The 18,449-nt window shown below is 69.9% G+C and carries 13 protein-coding genes; 6 read left to right on the top strand and 7 right to left on the bottom strand.

Annotation, left to right across the window (positions count from 1 at the left end; genetic code table 11):
- Positions 1–62: 62 nt before the first annotated feature.
- Complete coding sequence (locus ACZ7LY_RS07385; RefSeq protein WP_471623554.1) at positions 63–3,962, top strand: DNA-directed RNA polymerase subunit beta'; 3,900 nt, start codon at positions 63–65, stop codon at positions 3,960–3,962.
- Between the two features lie 61 nt (positions 3,963–4,023).
- Here ACZ7LY_RS07385 and ACZ7LY_RS07380 read toward each other — a convergent pair whose 3' ends face one another.
- From ACZ7LY_RS07380 to ACZ7LY_RS07355, 6 genes are all read right to left on the bottom strand, one after another.
- The gene (locus ACZ7LY_RS07380; protein WP_471623553.1) at positions 4,024–5,010 is read right to left on the bottom strand and encodes a M48 family metalloprotease; all 987 of its coding nucleotides are present in this window, start codon (positions 5,008–5,010) and stop codon (positions 4,024–4,026) included.
- Positions 5,011–5,049: 39 nt separating this feature from the next.
- On the bottom strand, positions 5,050–5,568 hold the full coding sequence (locus ACZ7LY_RS07375) for a Pycsar system effector family protein (RefSeq protein WP_471623552.1): 519 nt from the start codon (positions 5,566–5,568) through the stop codon (positions 5,050–5,052).
- Positions 5,565–6,641, bottom strand: coding sequence for a hypothetical protein (locus ACZ7LY_RS07370; RefSeq protein WP_471623551.1), 1,077 nt, complete (start codon positions 6,639–6,641; stop codon positions 5,565–5,567). The genes ACZ7LY_RS07375 and ACZ7LY_RS07370 overlap by 4 nt, the downstream gene beginning before the upstream one ends.
- Positions 6,642–6,689: 48 nt before the next feature.
- On the bottom strand, positions 6,690–8,822 hold the full coding sequence (locus ACZ7LY_RS07365; RefSeq protein ID WP_471623550.1) for a hypothetical protein: 2,133 nt from the start codon (positions 8,820–8,822) through the stop codon (positions 6,690–6,692).
- A complete protein-coding gene (locus ACZ7LY_RS07360; protein ID WP_471623549.1) occupies positions 8,819–9,568 on the bottom strand; it encodes a hypothetical protein in 750 nt (249 codons plus the stop codon). The genes ACZ7LY_RS07365 and ACZ7LY_RS07360 overlap by 4 nt, the downstream gene beginning before the upstream one ends.
- A 124-nt stretch (positions 9,569–9,692) precedes the next feature.
- Positions 9,693–10,409 (bottom strand): Crp/Fnr family transcriptional regulator, encoded by a 717-nt coding sequence (locus tag ACZ7LY_RS07355; protein ID WP_471623548.1) that lies wholly within the window; start codon positions 10,407–10,409, stop codon positions 9,693–9,695.
- 234 nt (positions 10,410–10,643) lie between these two features.
- On the opposite strand from ACZ7LY_RS07355, the gene ACZ7LY_RS07350 reads away from it, so the two are divergent.
- The 5 genes from ACZ7LY_RS07350 to tuf all read left to right on the top strand — a co-directional run bounded on the left by ACZ7LY_RS07350 (position 10,644) and on the right by tuf (position 15,834).
- Positions 10,644–11,117 (top strand): DUF1707 and DUF4190 domain-containing protein, encoded by a 474-nt coding sequence (locus ACZ7LY_RS07350; RefSeq protein ID WP_471623842.1) that lies wholly within the window; start codon positions 10,644–10,646, stop codon positions 11,115–11,117.
- A 288-nt stretch (positions 11,118–11,405) separates the two neighbouring features.
- A complete protein-coding gene (gene rpsL / locus ACZ7LY_RS07345) occupies positions 11,406–11,777 on the top strand; it encodes a 30S ribosomal protein S12 (RefSeq protein WP_003948652.1) in 372 nt (123 codons plus the stop codon).
- A 2-nt stretch (positions 11,778–11,779) separates the two neighbouring features.
- Complete coding sequence (rpsG, locus tag ACZ7LY_RS07340) at positions 11,780–12,250, top strand: 30S ribosomal protein S7 (RefSeq protein ID WP_111663838.1); 471 nt, start codon at positions 11,780–11,782, stop codon at positions 12,248–12,250.
- A gap of 39 nt (positions 12,251–12,289) precedes the next feature.
- A complete protein-coding gene (gene fusA, locus ACZ7LY_RS07335; RefSeq protein ID WP_471623547.1) occupies positions 12,290–14,416 on the top strand; it encodes an elongation factor G in 2,127 nt (708 codons plus the stop codon).
- Positions 14,417–14,640: 224 nt separating this feature from the next.
- Positions 14,641–15,834 carry an elongation factor Tu gene (gene tuf / locus ACZ7LY_RS07330; RefSeq protein WP_471623546.1) on the top strand — a complete coding sequence of 398 codons (1,194 nt, stop codon included), beginning with the start codon at positions 14,641–14,643 and terminating at the stop codon, positions 15,832–15,834.
- A 127-nt stretch (positions 15,835–15,961) separates the two neighbouring features.
- Here tuf and ACZ7LY_RS07325 read toward each other — a convergent pair whose 3' ends face one another.
- Positions 15,962–17,941, bottom strand: a complete 1,980-nt coding sequence (locus tag ACZ7LY_RS07325; RefSeq protein WP_471623545.1) for a PIG-L family deacetylase — start codon at positions 17,939–17,941, stop codon at positions 15,962–15,964.
- Positions 17,942–18,449 lie beyond the last annotated feature (508 nt).

The following is an 18,449-nucleotide window of genomic DNA, read 5'->3' as shown; positions in this document are numbered from 1 at the left end:
GCCGACCCCGCGACCCCCGTTTCAGACCACAGACTTACAACCCTGAGAGGGATTGACGCATAGTGCTCGACGTCAACTTCTTCGACGAGCTCCGGATCGGCCTGGCGACCGCTGACGACATCCGTCAGTGGAGCCACGGCGAGGTCAAGAAGCCCGAGACGATCAACTACCGCACGCTCAAGCCGGAAAAGGACGGGCTCTTCTGCGAGAAGATCTTCGGCCCCACCCGGGACTGGGAGTGCTACTGCGGCAAGTACAAGCGCGTCCGCTTCAAGGGCATCATCTGCGAGCGCTGTGGCGTCGAGGTCACGCGCGCCAAGGTGCGCCGTGAGCGGATGGGCCACATCGAGCTCGCCGCTCCCGTCACCCACATCTGGTACTTCAAGGGCGTCCCGAGCCGGCTCGGCTACCTGCTGGACCTGGCTCCCAAGGACCTCGAGAAGGTCATCTACTTCGCGGCGTACATGATCACGTACGTCGACGAGGAGCGCCGCACCCGCGACCTGCCCTCCCTCGAGGCGCACGTCCAGGTCGAGCGTCAGCAGATCGAGAACCGCCGCGACTCGGACCTCGAGGCCCGCGCCAAGAAGCTCGAGACGGACCTCGCCGAGCTGGAGGCCGAAGGCGCCAAGGCCGACGTGCGCCGCAAGGTGCGCGAAGGCGCCGAGCGCGAGATGAAGCAGCTCCGCGACCGCGCCCAGCGCGAGATCGACCGCCTCGACGAGGTGTGGAACCGCTTCAAGAACCTCAAGGTCCAGGACCTGGAGGGCGACGAGCTGCTCTACCGCGAGCTGCGTGACCGCTTCGGCACGTACTTCGACGGGTCGATGGGTGCCGCGGCGCTGCAGAAGCGCCTGGAGACCTTCGACCTCGACGAGGAGGCCGAGAGGCTCCGCGAGATCATCCGCACCGGCAAGGGCCAGAAGAAGACCCGCGCGCTCAAGCGCCTCAAGGTCGTCTCCGCGTTCCTGCAGACCAGCAACAGCCCCAAGGGCATGGTGCTCGACTGCGTACCGGTCATCCCGCCGGACCTGCGTCCGATGGTGCAGCTCGACGGTGGCCGCTTCGCCACCTCCGACCTGAACGACCTGTACCGCCGCGTCATCAACCGCAACAACCGCCTGAAGCGCCTTCTCGACCTCGGTGCGCCCGAGATCATCGTGAACAACGAGAAGCGCATGCTCCAGGAGGCCGTCGACGCGCTCTTCGACAACGGCCGCCGCGGCCGCCCCGTCACGGGCCCCGGCAACCGTCCGCTGAAGTCGCTGTCCGACATGCTCAAGGGCAAGCAGGGCCGCTTCCGTCAGAACCTGCTCGGCAAGCGAGTCGACTACTCGGCGCGTTCCGTCATCGTCGTCGGCCCGCAGCTCAAGCTGCACCAGTGCGGTCTGCCGAAGGCCATGGCGCTGGAGCTCTTCAAGCCGTTCGTGATGAAGCGCCTGGTCGACCTGAACCACGCGCAGAACATCAAGTCGGCCAAGCGCATGGTCGAGCGCGGCCGCACCGTCGTGTACGACGTCCTCGAAGAGGTCATCGCCGAGCACCCGGTGCTGCTGAACCGTGCGCCCACGCTGCACCGCCTCGGCATCCAGGCCTTCGAGCCGCAGCTCGTCGAGGGCAAGGCCATCCAGATCCACCCGCTCGTCTGCACCGCGTTCAACGCGGACTTCGACGGTGACCAGATGGCCGTGCACCTGCCGCTGTCCGCGGAGGCGCAGGCCGAGGCCCGCATCCTGATGCTGTCCTCGAACAACATCCTCAAGCCCGCCGACGGCCGTCCGGTGACGATGCCGACCCAGGACATGGTCCTCGGTCTGTTCTTCCTCACCACCGACGGTGAACTGCGTGACACCAAGGGCGAGGGCCGCGCGTTCGGCTCCGTCGCCGAGGCGATCATGGCGTTCGACGCGGGCGAGCTGGCGTTGCAGTCGCGCGTGGACATCCGCTTCCCGGTGGGCACCATCCCGCCGCGCGGCTGGACCCCGCCGGCCGCCGAGGAGGGCGAGCCCGAGTACCAGGCCGGCGACAGCTTCCGGCTGCGTACGACCCTGGGCCGCGCCCTCTTCAACGAGCTGCTGCCCGAGGACTACCCGTTCGTCGACTACTCGGTGGGCAAGAAGCAGCTCTCCGAGATCGTCAACGACCTGGCCGAGCGCTACCCCAAGGTCATCGTGGCGGCGACGCTCGACAACCTGAAGGCGGCGGGCTTCTTCTGGGCGACCCGTTCCGGTGTCACCGTGGCCATCTCCGACGTCGTCGTTCCCGAGGCGAAGAAGGAGATCGTCGCGGGTTACGAGGCGCAGGACGAGAAGGTCCAGAAGCAGTACGAGCGCGGTCTCATCACGAAGGAAGAGCGCACTCAGGAGCTCATCGCGATCTGGACCAAGGCGACCAACGAGGTCGCCGAGGCGATGAACGCGAACTTCCCGAAGACGAACCCCATCTTCATGATGGTCGACTCGGGTGCCCGAGGAAACATGATGCAGATGCGTCAGATCGCCGGTATGCGCGGTCTGGTGTCGAACGCCAAGAACGAGACGATCCCGCGTCCCATCAAGGCGTCCTTCCGCGAGGGCCTGTCCGTGCTGGAGTACTTCATCTCCACGCACGGTGCTCGTAAGGGTCTGGCGGACACCGCTCTGCGTACCGCCGACTCGGGTTACCTCACGCGTCGTCTGGTCGACGTCTCCCAGGACGTCATCATCCGCGAGGAGGACTGCGGCACCGACCGCGGCCTCAAGCTGGCGATCGCCGAGCGTGGCGCCGACGGCGTCCTGCGCAAGGCGGACGACGCCGAGACCTCCGTGTACGCGCGCTGCCTCGCCGAGGACATCGTCGTGGACGGCAAGGTGCTGGCCCCGGCCGGCGTCGACCTCGGTGACGTGCTCATCGACCAGCTCGTCGCGGCCGGCGTGGAGGAGGTCAAGACCCGCTCGGTCCTGACCTGTGAGTCCGCCGTCGGTACGTGTGCCATGTGCTACGGCCGCTCGCTGGCCACCGGCAAGCTGGTCGACATCGGTGAGGCGGTCGGCATCATCGCCGCCCAGTCCATCGGTGAGCCCGGTACCCAGCTGACGATGCGTACCTTCCACACCGGTGGTGTGGCCGGTGACGACATCACCCAGGGTCTGCCCCGAGTCGTCGAGCTCTTCGAAGCCCGTACGCCGAAGGGTGTCGCCCCGATCTCCGAGGCCGCGGGCCGGGTCCGCATCGAGGAGACCGAGAAGACCAAGAAGATCGTCGTCACCCCGGACGACGGCAGCGACGAGACGGCGTACCCGATCTCGAAGCGTGCCCGTCTGCTCGTGGGCGAGGGCGACCACGTCGAGGTCGGCCAGAAGCTGACCGTGGGTGCCACCAACCCGCACGACGTGCTGCGCATCCTGGGTCAGCGCGCGGTCCAGGTCCACCTGGTCGGCGAGGTCCAGAAGGTCTACAACTCGCAGGGTGTGTCGATCCACGACAAGCACATCGAGATCATCATCCGGCAGATGCTGCGCCGTGTGACGATCATCGAGTCCGGCGACGCGGAGCTGCTGCCGGGCGAGCTGGTCGAGCGCTCGAAGTTCGAGACCGAGAACCGTCGTGTGGTCACCGAGGGCGGTCACCCCGCCTCCGGCCGTCCGCAGCTGATGGGTATCACCAAGGCCTCGCTGGCGACGGAGTCCTGGCTGTCGGCCGCCTCCTTCCAGGAGACGACCCGAGTGCTGACGGACGCGGCGATCAACGCCAAGTCCGACAGCCTCATCGGCCTCAAGGAGAACGTCATCATCGGTAAGCTCATCCCGGCCGGTACGGGTCTGTCCCGCTACCGCAACATCCGGGTGGAGCCCACCGAGGAGGCCAAGGCCGCGATGTACTCGGCCGTCGGCTACGACGACATCGACTACTCGCCGTTCGGCACCGGCTCCGGCCAGGCCGTCCCGCTGGAGGACTACGACTACGGTCCGTACAACCAGTAAGCGAGCAGCAGCCTGAAACCACAGGGCGGCCCCCGGACTCCGGGGGCCGCCCTGCGGCGTTTCATCGCGCCTTGTCCAGCCGGCTCCGGAGCCGGTGCAGCCGGGTGTGGACATCGGGGTGCGAAGCGAGCAGCCGCGCGGAGATCCCCTCCGGGACGTGGGTGTCCGACGCGGCGGAAACCGGGACCCCGTCGTCGAGCTCGTCCTCCAGGACAGCCATCAGCTGCCGTGCGTAACCGAGGCCGGCGGCGTGCTCGTCCGCCTTCAGTTCGGCGCGCCGGGACAGTGCCGCCGCCAGATACGGCGCCGCGAACGGCAGGAGGATCAGCCCGTACGTCATCGTCATCAGGGCCAGCAGTACGGCGCCGAGGACGCCCGCGGCGAGCGCCTGGGGGCCGGGCGGCAGGCGGCGCAGGCGGGGGGCCTGCCGGTGCAGCAGCCGCCAGGTGAGCCGGGCGGGAAGCGCGTACCAGAAGACCAGAAGCGACGCCCAGGCGTGACCGCGCAGATGGTGAGCGAGTTCGTGGGCGAGGACTCCGTCCAGCTCCGCGGGGGAGAGCCTGCCCAGGGCGTGGCTGGTCGCGGCGACGATGTGACCGGCCGCCGCGGTGGCGTTGACCTCGTCGCTCTCCTCGACCCAGAGCTGATAGGCCCCGGCGTCCACGCCCGCGCGCGCGGTGACCTGCCGCCACACGGCCCGCAGCGTACGGTCCTCCTCCGGCGTGGGCCGGCGCAGCCGGAACAGCCAGCGGGCGAGCAGCTCCTCACACCGTGGGTGGAAGGCGAGGGCCCCGCTCAGCGCCCAGCAGGCCGACGGTATCCACCAGGGAGGCCCGCCCAGGGTGTCGAAGGCGTACGTCACCACGAGGACGACGGTCAGGCTCGCGGCCACGTGCGGGAGATGGAGGGTGAGGTTACCGAGGGCCGCGGCGTCGATGCCGCGGCGGCGGGCGGCGACATGGACGCGGCCCCGGTGGCGGAGCGGGTCGCCGACGGAGCCGGGGCGTAAGGGACTGTCCGGCTTCTCGGACGGGCGTGGCAGGGGCATGAGCGGTCCTGAGGGTGAGGAGGAGCGGTGGGGGAGCTGTCAGGGCAGGAGGGCGGAGGCCGGCAGCAGCACGGAGGCGCCGCTGAACGCGACGACTCCGACCCGTATCCAGAAGTGCTTGCGGGCGGCGATGCGGCTGGTCTCGGCGAGCGTGAGGAGCAGGCTGTGTGTCGGGTCCCGGGCCGTGTCGGTCAACGCCGCGGCGAGCAGACCGATCCGAGTGGCTCGGTGGATGTCACCGAAGTACGTCAGCGGACCGCCCGGGGCCCAGCGGCTGTGTCCGTGCCGGGGCACCACCGCGAGAAGCAGGGCCAGGAGCGCGGTGATCAGCAGAACCGCCCCGGACCACCACATGAGGGCGGCCGGGACCGACAGGGCGGCGGGGTCCCGGCCGCGTTCGCCGATGAGGGCGCCGAAGCCGCCGGCGAGGACGCCGAGGACGCCGACGAGCAGGGCGGCCTTCGTGTCGGCGCGCGCGATCTCGGCCCGCAGTTCGGCGACGAGCCGGTCGGCTGTCCGCACCCGGTGCTCGTCAGGGCCCGGGGGCGGGGTGGTCACGGGGCCGGCTCCGGACGGTCTTTCGTGAGGGAAGCATGGTGCCGCGGGCCCGACTCGGATCCGGTGCTGTCGGTCTCGCCGGAGGCGGTCGGGCCGCCGCCCAGGATGGCGGACATGCGATCGGTGATGAGCTGGTGGGGCAGTTCGAGCTGATAGTCCTCGAGGCTCTTGCTCTGGAAGGCATTGTCGATGAGCTTGAGCTGGTTCTCGACGGCCTGTTTCTGCTCGGCGGCCAGGTGGTCGAGGACACGGGTGGTGTCATCGGGGTGAGCCGCCAGATGCAGGGCGAGGGTGGAGAGGTCGCCGCGGGCGAGCCACTGTTCGTAGAACGTGAGCTGCTCGGCCCGGCGCTCGGCCGCGTACCGCTCGTGCAACCGGGCGGCGGTGTGCTCGGCGGGTGCGGCTTCCGCGTCGTGCCGCGCGGTGCGCAGGCGGGCCTGGTGGAAGCGCTCGGCGGCGTCGCGCCGTAGTTGCACGGTGCAGGTGACGTGCAGGCCCTGGGGCGTGCCGAGGTCGCGTGCCGCGTCCACCGCGTGCTGGACGGACCGCTCGGCGAGGGTGCTGGCCTCGACGGGGTGCATACGGGAGGCGGCCCGCATCAGCGGCAGCATTCCCCGGGTCAGGAAGCCGGGCACGTCGCGTTCCTGGCTGCGCACGAAGCGCTCGGGGTCGCCCACCCGCCAGCGGATGTCGGCGGTGACCTCGAACTCGAAACTGTCGTCCTCGCTGGGCAAGGGCACCCGCAGATGAAAGGCATGCGGTGCGATGTCCACCTCGTACAGGGCGACGTAGGGCCGCAGGCTCGCCGGGCGGGCCGGTGGAGGGAACGTCCGGTACTCGCCCTTGCGCGTGATGAGGACCAGGGCGTGGTCGATGCGCGTGACGAAGCGTCGGCTGCCGAGGCGGAGGCGGGGGAGCTGCCAGACGGTCCGGACCGGGTCGGGGTCGGAATCGGGTTCGGTGGACGGGTACTGACGCTGCTGCTGGAGCCAGTCGAGCTGGTCGACGGGTGCCGGGGCGTCGGGCCGGGCCGGGTGCTCCGGGCCCTCCGGACGTGCGCTGGTACCTGGCATGGCGGTCTCCTTGAGTGGGTTCCTCCTGCGGACAGAGTCGGCCGGCGCTCAGAGCGCGGCGATCTCGTCGTGCAGCCGCTCGGCGGCGGCCGGCCGGGCGTTGTCGGCGTCGCGCAGGGTGCGGAGCAGATGGCTGACGCGGTCGTGGTTGGCGCGCGGGCTGACCAGGCGGGGCAACAGGGATGCCAGCGCCCGCTCGATCGCGGGGTCCCGGTCGGCGAGGCGTACCCAGCGGCCGAGGGCGGCAAGCGCCTCCGCCGTGTGGGCGCGGTCGGCGAGCAGGCGCCGCCAGATCGCCGTGAGGTGCCCGGTGACGGCGTGGTCCCCGCCCGCCTCGGCTCGCACGTACCAAGCGAGAACGGGAGGCAGCCCGCCGCCGTCGGCCGTCTTCCCGCAGGCGTGGAGGAAGGCAGGCAGAGCGTAGGCGCGTACCGCCCGGTCGTCGAGTCGTTCGGAGAGCTTGATCAGGACGGGGTCACCCACCGCGAGGAGGAGCAGTTCGAGGGCGTCCGTGAGCTGTTGGGTCTCCTCCTTCTCCTTGTCCGCCTTGGCATCCCCTTCCTCGGAGTCGCCGTCGTCGGGGGAGCGGTGGTGGACGGCCTCCAACAGCGCCTCCAGCGTCCTGTCGTACTCCACCGGCCCCAGGAGGCCGTAGGCGCGGACAGCCGTCCACCTGCGGCCGGAGACAGCGCCGGTGCACCACTCCCGAAGAATCTCGAACACGAGCGGTACCGACAGCAGGTGCGCCATGGTGAGGGCGTTGGCAGCCGTCAGCCAGGCGGTGGCGTGCCGGTCGTCCGCCCAGGGCTCGATGAGATGGGCCATCGCGGACGACAGGTCGGCGAAGGCGAGCTGCGCGGTGGCCGACGCGGCCCTCGTGCGTACCAGAGGGCGCCGGTCCTTGGCGAGGCCGTGCAGCCAGTCCGCCAGGGCCGGGCGCGCCGACGGGTGTTCGTTCCACACCGCGCGCAGCAGGACGGAAGCCGTCCGCTCGTCGTGGAACGCGCCGATGAACTGGCCGACGACGGTTCCCCACTCGGTGATCTCGGTGCCCACGTATCCGTCGGCGTCGACGCGCTGCAGCCGTTCCTCGCGGGCGGGGCCGAAGACCGGGATGCGGGGAAGCCGCGCCGGGTCGGCGATGTGCTGCAGCCGTACATAGAGGTCGTCGGCGAGCTCCGCCGCCACCGCGTAGGGGGCCGCGTCGAAGACGGCGAGCGAGATGGCGAACCCCTTCTCGCGCAGGGTGCGCTGGTCGTCGGTCAGCCAGCGGGTGACCTGCGCCTCCACCGCTCCCTCCCCGTGGGCGGCGAGTTCTTCTTCGTCGATCTCCGCGCGGTGGAAGCGCGCCAGGACCCGAGCGAACTCCTCGATCGTCCGCGGCCTGCGGGGCCGGGTGAGGAACTCCTTGACCGGGGCGAGAGCCGCCAGTTCCGGCCAGCTCGCTCGTCCGGCCCGCGCGGTGACGTGCGCGTGCAGCATGTCCTCGGCGGCCGGTGGCTCCCAGCGGACGTACGGCACGTCGTCGTCGAGCGCCGCGGACGGGTCGACGGTGATGACCAGATGGCTGTGGAGGTGCTTGAGACGGTCTCGCAGACTGAGCAGTTGTGACTCGGTCAGTGGCCGGTCGCGTCCGACCGGCAGATCGATGAGGAGATGCCCGGCCCGTTCGGCTAACCGCTCCGGCAGTGCGGACAGGGACGTGGGTGCGTCCAGCCTGAGCAGCCGGCCGCTGCCGAGACGCGCCAGAAGCATCAGGGCGGCGGAGCCGCGCCCGGTGTCCCGCCCTCCGGACAGGATGACGACGCCGTCGGTTCGCAGACGCTCCAGGGCCTCCTCGAAGCTCGGACAGTCACGGAAGACCTCCGCGAGTGCCTCGACCCTCTCCCGGGGGACCTCCCCGGACGCCGACTCCGGCGTGTACGTCGGGGGAGCGAAGAAGTTCACGTCGCCGTGGACGACGCCACCGCTGAGACCGTACTGGTCGCCTCCCACACGCGTCGCCGACCCGGTGGCGAGTGGCTGGACGAACGCCGGGCCGTGCGCGATGAGGGACTGGCGTGCTGCCCAGGCCTCCTGGCGCGGGGGCTGGGCGGCGTCGGAGGTCTCCTCCTGTCCCTTGGCGTCGGTGTCGCCGGTCTGGCCGGCGTGCGGGTCGGGCGGCGCCGGGGCCGGACTCATCGGGGGCCGTCCGCGCCCGCGCCGCCCGGCCCGAAGTGCAGGCCGCCGTGGACAGTCCCGCCCGTCACGCCGTACTGGTTCCCCGCGATGTGTGTCTGGGGGACGGGGGTGTTCGTGGCGGGCGCCTCCGTGGTGGGCCCCTGGGCGGAGACGGCGGGCTCGGGCCGGGCGGGGGCGGCGGGCTCGCCGTGCAGCCACGCGACCGTCGGTCCCTCCTTGGTGTGCGCGGTGACGCGGTGGAAGTCGGCGGGGCGCACACCGAGCGGGCCGTGCCGGACGACGCCCTGGTAGATGCTGTCGGAGACGCACAGCACGCTGTCGTCCGCGCGCTTCTTCAGGGCGTCGCGCAAGGGGTCGGAATCCAGCAGCCGCACGGCGTGGTTCAGGTCCGAACCGACCCAGCCGTCGAGTTCATCGACGGCGACATAGCCGGCCGCGAGCACGATGCGCAGCCGCATCCGGGCACTGGCGGCGAGCAGCCGGTTCTTGCTGTGCAGCAGCGCGGGGGTCTGGGTCAGCAGCGTCTTCAGCAGCGCGCCCACGGGGACCCGCGCGTCGATGAGGACCATCACGGAGTCGCCCCGGTCGGCCCGCATCCCCGCGCCCTCGTCGACGGCGGCGTCCAGCAGCGTGGCGTCGACGACGTCGTACAGGACCCGTCGCAGATACGCCTGTTCCACGTCGTCGCGGGAGCCGTAGCGCTCGATGTCGAAGAGCAGGATCGTACGGTTCAAGGGGTCGGTCATGGCTGCCTCTCGCCGGTGGGCCTTGGTGTCGCACAGCACGATGGCGTGGGACAGGGTCCGGCGCGGAGGATCACGGACACGCTCGTACTGTGACCGTGTGCACAGACCGGCGCCCGCATCTGTGTCAGGCGGAGCCCTCTCCGACGATCCGGCGCAGCACGTCGGGCCGCAGGACGACGACGCGGCGCCGACGGGTGACCACGACCTGCTTGTCACGCAGTTCCCGCAGCAGCCGCGCGACCGCCTCCCGGGACGAGCCGACCGACCCGGCGAACTCCTGCTGGCTGAGCCCCACGGTCAGTTCCACGCCCTCCTCGGTGCGCCGGCCGTGGGTGCGGACCAGTTCGAGCAACAGCACGGCGAGCCGTTCGCGCACGGTCAGGGCCGCCCATTCCACGCGGCGCCGGTCGCCCGCGCGCTGCCGGTCGGTGGTCAGGCTCAACAGCCGTAACGTCACCTCCGCGTGGGCGGCGAGGAACGCGGTGAAGCGGCTCTCGTCGATCGCCACGGCTTCGATGTCCTCCAGCGTGGTCACCGTCGCCGAACGGTGCCGCCCGCTGAGGGCGGCCCCCTCGCCGATGATGTCGCCGGGGCCGCGCAGCGCGAGGAGCGCCTCGTAGCCGTTGGCGGCGAGTGCCGTCACCTTGGTCCAGCCCCGGAGCAGCAGCAGGACGTGTCCGGAGGGGTCGTTCTGGTGCATGAGGACGGTGCGCGCCGGATAGCGCAGGTGCCGGCCGATGGCGAGCAGTGCCGCGCGGTGCTCCTTCTCCAGCCTGGCGAGGAAGGGCACTCCGTCGTCGAAGCCGTCGTCGTCCCATGCGCGTGTACGTACCGCCGCCATGCACCGCCCCCGTGGTCAGCCGAGTCGATCTCGCAACGAGTCAAGGTAATGGAGGGGGACCGCGCACGGACCGGCCACAATCGGCCGTAGCCGCGCTGAGGGAACCGGTGGCCGGGGTGTTCGCGTTGGGAGAGGATGAGAGGTAGTCGGTCCGGTACGCGGGGGAGTGGTTTGGTGTCGAATTCTTCTTGGCAGCCGGCGCCGTGGCCGCCGCAGCAGCAGCACGGGGCGGCGATGCTGGCCGCGCACGCGGACCGGGAGCGGGCGGTGGACGTGCTGCGGGCCGGGTTCGCCGAGGGGCGGCTCGCGCAGCCGGAGTACGAGCGGCGCGTGGAGCGGGCGTACCAGGCGCGGACCGTGGGGGAGCTGGCGACGCTGGTCGCCGATCTGCCGCAGGGGCCGGTGCCGCAGCAGCAGCTCGTGCCGCGCGGTGTGCCGGGGGCCTTCATGCCCGCACGGCCGCTGCCGCCGCCGACCAACGGCAAGGCCGTGGGCGCGATGGTGTGCGGCGGGATGACGTTCCTCACGGGCGGCGTCACGGGGCCGGTCGCGGTGGTCCTCGGTCATATGGCGCGGCGCGAGATCAGGCGCACCGGCGAGCAGGGCGACGGCCTGGCCGTGGGCGGTCTGGTGCTGGGCTGGATGTCGGTGGTGGGCTGGGCGCTGTTCATCGTGTTCGCCGTGGTGCTGGCGGCCCACGGGGGCTGAGGGGGCCAGGGCGTGCCCGGCGTGTCCTGGCTGCGATGTATTTGTTTTGACCGCAGCTCATGAGATAGGTACGCTCAGACCTTGTGCCTGGGGTGTGCCTGGGCTCGTGTGCGTGTCTTCAACCGCACGGCGAGTCCGGATCAGTCCGCTTCGTTCTGATCATGGTCACCGCAATCTGCCGCTTCCTGCCCTTCGGCGGGAGTCCGCAGCATTCGACACACCCGACCGCGTGGGTCGGGAAAGTTCCAGGTTAGCTTTACTATTCGGCACACAGAAACCGGAGAAGTAGTGCCTACGATCCAGCAGCTGGTCCGTAAGGGCCGGCAGGACAAGGTCGAGAAGAACAAGACGCCCGCACTTGAGGGTTCCCCTCAGCGCCGTGGCGTCTGCACGCGTGTGTTCACGACCACCCCGAAGAAGCCGAACTCGGCCCTGCGTAAGGTCGCGCGTGTGCGTCTGACCAGCGGTATCGAGGTCACTGCTTACATTCCGGGTGAGGGACACAACCTGCAGGAGCACTCCATCGTGCTCGTGCGCGGCGGCCGTGTGAAGGACCTGCCGGGTGTTCGCTACAAGATCATCCGCGGTTCCCTCGACACCCAGGGTGTCAAGAACCGCAAGCAGGCTCGCAGCCGTTACGGCGCCAAGAAGGAGAAGTAAGAATGCCTCGTAAGGGCCCCGCCCCGAAGCGCCCGGTCATCATCGACCCGGTCTACGGTTCTCCTCTGGTGACCTCCCTCATCAACAAGGTGCTGCTGAACGGCAAGCGCTCCACCGCCGAGCGCATCGTCTACGGCGCCATGGAGGGCCTGCGTGAGAAGTCGGGCAACGACCCGGTCATCACGCTGAAGCGCGCGCTGGAGAACATCAAGCCGACCCTCGAGGTCAAGTCCCGCCGTGTCGGTGGCGCGACCTACCAGGTCCCGGTCGAGGTCAAGCCCGGCCGCGCCAACACCCTCGCGCTCCGCTGGCTCGTCGGCTACTCGCGCGCTCGCCGCGAGAAGACGATGACCGAGCGTCTGATGAACGAGCTGCTCGACGCCTCCAACGGCCTCGGCGCTGCCGTCAAGAAGCGCGAGGACACGCACAAGATGGCCGAGTCCAACAAGGCCTTCGCGCACTACCGCTGGTAGTCGCAACCCACATCGAGACCGAGAGAAGACTGAAGCCTTATGGCTACCACTTCGCTTGACCTGGCCAAGGTGCGCAACATCGGCATCATGGCCCACATCGACGCGGGCAAGACGACCACCACCGAGCGGATCCTGTTCTACACCGGTGTCTCTTACAAGATCGGTGAGGTCCACGACGGCGCTGCCACGATGGACTGGATGGAGCAGGAGCAGGAGCGTGGCATCACGATCACGTCTGCTGCGACCACGTGTCACTGGCCGCTCGAGGACAACGACTACACGATCAACATCATCGACACGCCTGGGCACGTCGACTTCACCGTCGAGGTGGAGCGCTCCCTGCGTGTTCTCGATGGTGCCGTGACGGTGTTCGATGGTGTCGCCGGTGTCGAGCCGCAGTCCGAGACGGTGTGGCGTCAGGCCGACCGTTACGGCGTGCCGCGCATCTGCTTCGTCAACAAGCTGGACCGTACCGGCGCCGAGTTCCACCGCTGCGTGGACATGATCTCGGACCGCCTGGGCGCCCAGCCGCTCGTCATGCAGCTCCCGATCGGCGCCGAGGCCGACTTCAAGGGCGTCGTGGACCTGGTCCGCATGAAGGCGCTCGTGTGGTCCGCCGAGGCCGCCAAGGGCGAGATGTACGACACCGTCGAGATCCCCGACACGCACAAGGAGGCCGCCGACGAATGGCGTGGCAAGCTCCTTGAGGCCGTCGCGGAGAACGACGAGGACATCATGGAGCTGTACCTGGAGGGCCAGGAGCCTTCCGAGGAGCAGCTCTACGCCGCGATCCGCCGCATCACGATCGCTTCGGGCAAGTCCAACGACACCACGGTCACCCCGGTGTTCTGTGGCACCGCGTTCAAGAACAAGGGCGTCCAGCCCCTGCTCGACGCGGTCGTGCGCTACCTGCCGACCCCGCTCGACGTCGAGGCCATCGAGGGCCACGACGTCAAGGACCCCGAGGTCGTCGTCAAGCGCAAGCCGTCCGAGGACGAGCCGCTGTCGGCGCTGGCGTTCAAGATCATGAGCGACCCGCACCTCGGCAAGCTCACCTTCGTCCGCGTGTACTCCGGCCGCCTGGAGTCCGGCACCTCGGTGCTGAACTCCGTCAAGGGCAAGAAGGAGCGCATCGGCAAGATCTACCGCATGCACGCGAACAAGCGTGAGGAGATCGAGTCGGTGGGCGCCGGCGACATCATCGCCGTCATGGGTCTCAAGCAGACCACGACCGGTGAGACGCTGTGCGACGACAAGAGCCCGGTGATCCTGGAGTCCATGGACTTCCCGGCGCCGGTCATCGAGGTCGCGATCGAGCCCAAGTCCAAGGGTGACCAGGAGAAGCTGGGTGTCGCCATCCAGCGTCTCGCGGAGGAGGACCCCTCCTTCCAGGTGCACACCAACGAGGAGACCGGCCAGACCGTCATCGGCGGTATGGGCGAGCTTCACCTCGAGGTGCTCGTCGACCGCATGAAGCGTGAGTTCAAGGTCGAGGCCAACGTCGGCAAGCCGCAGGTCGCGTACCGCGAGACCATCCGCAAGACGGTCGACAAGGTCGACTTCACGCACAAGAAGCAGACCGGTGGTACCGGTCAGTTCGCCAAGGTGCAGATCTCGATCGAGCCGATCGAGGGTGGCGACAGCTCCTACGAGTTCGTGAACAAGGTCACCGGTGGTCGTATCCCGAAGGAGTACATCCCTTCGGTCGACGCCGGCTGCCAGGAGGCCATGCAGTTCGGCATCCTCGCCGGTTACGAGATGACCGGTGTGCGTATCACGCTGCTCGACGGTGCCTACCACGAGGTCGACTCCTCCGAGCTCGCCTTCAAGATCGCCGGTTCGCAGGCGTTCAAGGAAGCCGCTCGCAAGGCCGGTCCCGTGCTCCTCGAGCCGATGATGGCCGTCGAGGTCACCACGCCCGAGGACTACATGGGCGAGGTCATCGGTGACATCAACTCCCGTCGTGGCCAGATCCAGGCCATGGAGGAGCGTGCCGGTGCCCGCGTCGTGAAGGGCCTGGTTCCGCTGTCGGAGATGTTCGGCTACGTCGGCGACCTCCGCAGCAAGACGTCGGGTCGCGCGAGCTACTCGATGCAGTTCGACTCCTACGCCGAGGTTCCGCGGAACGTCGCCGAGGAGATCATCGCGAAGGCCAAGGGCGAGTAACCCACCCCGTTACACGCTTTAGGCTTGTCCTGTCCGCCGGGATGTTCCGGACACCCGGTCCTCCCGGCGGCGGGCATCCGCTTTCCTCGTCGTGGCCACCGGCCGTGACCCGCAAGGGCGCACGGCCGGGGTCCGGGGACTGACCCCCGGGGAATGCAGTCCAGCAAAGATCACCTGGCGCCGATGAAGTAAGGCGTACAGAACCACTCCACAGGAGGACCCCAGTGGCGAAGGCGAAGTTCGAGCGGACTAAGCCGCACGTCAACATCGGCACCATCGGTCACATCGACCACGGTAAGACGACCCTCACGGCCGCCATTACCAAGGTGCTGCACGACGCGTACCCGGACCTGAACGAGGCCTCGGCCTTCGACCAGATCGACAAGGCTCCCGAGGAGCGCCAGCGCGGTATCACCATCTCGATCGCGCACGTCGAGTACCAGACGGAGACCCGTCACTACGCCCACGTCGACTGCCCCGGTCACGCGGACTACATCAAGAACATGATCACGGGTGCCGCGCAGATGGACGGCGCCATCCTCGTGGTCGCCGCCACCGACGGCCCGATGCCGCAGACCAAGGAGCACGTGCTCCTGGCCCGCCAGGTCGGCGTTCCGTACATCGTCGTCGCCCTGAACAAGGCCGACATGGTGGACGACGAGGAGATCCTGGAGCTCGTCGAGCTCGAGGTCCGTGAGCTCCTCTCCGAGTACGAGTTCCCGGGCGACGACGTTCCCGTCGTCAAGGTCTCCGCTCTGAAGGCCCTCGAGGGCGACAAGGAGTGGGGCAACTCGGTCCTCGAGCTCATGAAGGCCGTAGACGAGGCCATCCCGGAGCCCGAGCGTGACGTCGACAAGCCGTTCCTGATGCCGATCGAGGACGTCTTCACGATCACCGGTCGTGGCACGGTCGTCACCGGCCGCATCGAGCGTGGTGTCCTGAAGGTCAACGAGACCGTTGACATCATCGGCATCAAGCAGGACAAGACCACCACCACGGTCACCGGCATCGAGATGTTCCGCAAGCTGCTCGACGAGGGCCAGGCCGGTGAGAACGTCGGTCTGCTCCTCCGTGGCATCAAGCGCGAGGACGTCGAGCGCGGCCAGGTCATCATCAAGCCGGGTTCGGTCACGCCGCACACCGAGTTCGAGGCGCAGGCGTACATCCTGTCGAAGGACGAGGGTGGCCGTCACACCCCGTTCTTCAACAACTACCGCCCGCAGTTCTACTTCCGTACGACGGACGTGACCGGCGTCGTGACCCTCCCCGAGGGCACCGAGATGGTCATGCCGGGTGACAACACCGAGATGAAGGTGGAGCTCATCCAGCCCGTCGCCATGGAGGAGGGCCTCAAGTTCGCCATCCGTGAGGGTGGCCGGACCGTCGGCGCCGGCCAGGTCACCAAGATCAACAAGTAAGTTCCGCTTACCTGTTGGGCTTGACCGCCTGGTAGCTCCCGCGAGCTGAGGAAGGGCCCGTACGACTTCGGTCGTACGGGCCCTTTCGCATGCCCCGGGCCGGGCCCGGGGCATGCGGCCCGGTGGGTCAGGCCCGGGCCTCGGCGGGGCGCCAGATCCAGGGCTGCGCGTCCGGGGAGACGCCGGCGGCCGTGGGGCCCTGGCGCGTGCCGACGAGAGCCGGACCGTCCAGGCAGACCGGGGCGCCGGTCGGGCGGGTGACGCGGCCGTCCTGGAGGAGCTGGATACGGCCGTCGAGGCCCCGGCCGAGGACGGCGGTGCCGGCGACGCTCACCGGCCCGTAGCCGGGGAAGTGGACCGGGGGCCCGCCGGGGGACAGGAGGCGGTCGGAGGCGGGCGGCCGGTAGTACAGGCGGTCGCCGGCGGCGGCGATCGCGTCGGCCGGGGCGGGCAGCGCGCCGAGCGGGGCGGGGCCGTCCGGGGTCCAGTGGTGGACGGTGTCGCGGCCGGGCGCGTACATGTGCACACGGCGGTCGGCGCCGACGACCGCCGTGAGGCCGTCCTGGACCGGGCCGCCCCCGAGCGAGCGCCACGGCGACCAGGTGCCGTCCGTCGCGCGGACGCGGGTGCTGACGCCCTGGCCCGCGTCGCGGACGAAGAGGTGGACGCGGCCGTCGGGGGCGGTGACCGCGACGGGCACGCCGATCCTGCGGCCCCGGTCGGCGTTCCCGCCTTCGGGGTTGCCGAGGCTCGTCCAGGAGCCGTAGCGGCGCGGGGCGCGCTCCTCCAGGACGACGATCTCGCGCACGTCCGGCTCGCCCCGTCCGGCCAGCGCCGCGAGCCGCAGCCCGAACACCAGATGGCGGCCGCCCGGCAGCACCGCCGAGCCGAGCACCGGGGCGAGCGGGCCGCCGCCGAGGTCGACGGGGGCGCCGAAGCCGGTGCCGTGCTCGTCGTAGCGGACGGCCCGCAGGCCGAGGACGCCGTACGCGGTGACCTTGCCGTCCGCGTTCGCGGTGAGCGCGAGGCGCGGGCCCGGGTAGCGGTAGTGGGTCGCGCGGACCCAGCCCTTGCGGTTGGTCAGCGGGCGGTCGCCGCCGACGTTGTAGTCGCCGCAGCCCGCCGGGTTGCCGCAGTTCCAGTCGGGGGCCGCGCCGTACGGGACGAGGTGCGCGGCCTTCTCCTCCAGGACGCGCGGCGGCAGGTTCTTCGGCCAGTGGTTGTTGTAATAGCCCCGGAACGCGGCCGCGGCGAACGGCGGCGGCCCGCCCTTCGCCTCCTGCGACCAGCGGATCAGCGCGGCCCACGTGAAACAGGCGACGGCCGTGTGGTCGGCGTGGTCGGAGTAGCCGGGCTGCTCGCTGTCGCGGATGCGGGTGAGGCGGTCGCTGCGCTGGATGTCCGGGTCGGGGTCCAGGGTGTGCACGAGGGTCGGCCGGTAGCGGTCCAACAGCGCGACCAGCACGCCGACGAGCCTGTCGTAGTCGTACGTCTGGACGGTGCGCACCGGGGAGCCCTGCGGGACGACCGTACGGAGCTGGAGGCCGCGGTCGTGCCAGAGCGCGGGGACGCCCATGTGGCCGGCGGGGGTGTGCATCGCCAGGTCGAGATGGATCAGCTCGACGCGGCGGCCCTGGTGGTCGAGGGTGTCGACCTCGGCCTGGAAACCGCCGGGCAGGCGCAGCACGCCGGTCTCCCAGCGGGTGAACACGGGCAGGCCGAGCTGGGTCGCGTAGGACTGGCGCAGGCCCTGGTGGCGGGCGGCGGAGTAGGCGGCCTTGTCGGGGGCCGGGTCGCGGTCCTGCGGGGTCTTGTTGCGGCCGTCCGCCTCGCCGGCGGTGACGTAGACGCAGACGAGGGGGGTGCCGGCGGACAGGGCGTGCTGGGTGTCCGGGTTCATGAAGTACAGGTCGTCGTCGGGGTGGGCGAGGACCTGGAGCAGGAGCGCGCGGTCCGCCTCGGCGGCGGGGCGGCCGGTCGCTGGGGAGGGGGCGGTCGTCTTCGGCGGGGTGGTGTCGCCCTGGGCGGTGAGGCGGGCGCAGGCCGTGACGGCGCCTGTTGCGGCGAGGGCTGCGCCGGCGGTCAGCATGATCGTGCGGCGGGACATCGCTCGGGGGGATTCGGGGGTGCCGGTCGGTTCCGGCTGGGGTATCGCAGGTCGCTTTCGCACGGGGGCGCTCACTCCGTCCGCTGTCGAGGCAGCGGTCGGTGGGGCGCTCGCCTCTTTTCAGGTGTTCACCTGGGGAGAGGGGTGCGGGGTGGGGTGGGTTGCCTGTAGTTGGAGCGGGCGTCGTGTTCCGTTCATCACGGGGGCTTTTTGGGGGCGGGGTTTTTGTGAGGGGGGCTTTCCCGTGCGGGGGTTTTCTCGCGTAGTCGGCCTCAGCGTCAACTCCCAGCCTCTCCGGCGCTTGAGGAGCGGGGGCTGGGGCAGCGCCCCAGGGTGCCGGGTGCGTCGTGGCTGAGCGCGCAGTTCCCCGCGCCCCCTGCGGGGGCTTTCAGTGCCGGTGCCTCTCAGGCGCCCCAGCGCCGGGTATGTGCACGTTGTGCCTCGGGTGCAGCCCCGGTGGGGCTTCTCGCGCAGTTCCCCGCGCCCCTGGCGGGGCTGATCTCAGCGC

This window comes from Streptomyces sp. NPDC107550 (assembly GCF_055639095.1).
This window is presented reverse-complemented; position numbering and strand designations above follow the sequence as displayed.

What these genes read in the sequence shown, in the direction of transcription:
- ACZ7LY_RS07370 (WP_471623551.1), bottom strand. Translation starts at nt 6,641, where the DNA reads ATGCCAGGTACCAGCGCACGTCCGGAGGGCCCGGAGCACCCGGCCCGG.
- ACZ7LY_RS07360 (WP_471623549.1), bottom strand. Translation starts at nt 9,568, where the DNA reads ATGACCGACCCCTTGAACCGTACGATCCTGCTCTTCGACATCGAGCGC.
- ACZ7LY_RS07355 (WP_471623548.1), bottom strand. Translation starts at nt 10,409, where the DNA reads ATGGCGGCGGTACGTACACGCGCATGGGACGACGACGGCTTCGACGAC.
- ACZ7LY_RS07325 (WP_471623545.1), bottom strand. Translation starts at nt 17,941, where the DNA reads ATGTCCCGCCGCACGATCATGCTGACCGCCGGCGCAGCCCTCGCCGCA.
- ACZ7LY_RS07365 (WP_471623550.1), bottom strand. Translation starts at nt 8,822, where the DNA reads ATGAGTCCGGCCCCGGCGCCGCCCGACCCGCACGCCGGCCAGACCGGC.
- rpsG (WP_111663838.1), top strand. Translation starts at nt 11,780, where the DNA reads ATGCCTCGTAAGGGCCCCGCCCCGAAGCGCCCGGTCATCATCGACCCG.
- ACZ7LY_RS07350 (WP_471623842.1), top strand. Translation starts at nt 10,644, where the DNA reads ATGCTGGCCGCGCACGCGGACCGGGAGCGGGCGGTGGACGTGCTGCGG.
- ACZ7LY_RS07380 (WP_471623553.1), bottom strand. Translation starts at nt 5,010, where the DNA reads ATGCCCCTGCCACGCCCGTCCGAGAAGCCGGACAGTCCCTTACGCCCC.
- fusA (WP_471623547.1), top strand. Translation starts at nt 12,290, where the DNA reads ATGGCTACCACTTCGCTTGACCTGGCCAAGGTGCGCAACATCGGCATC.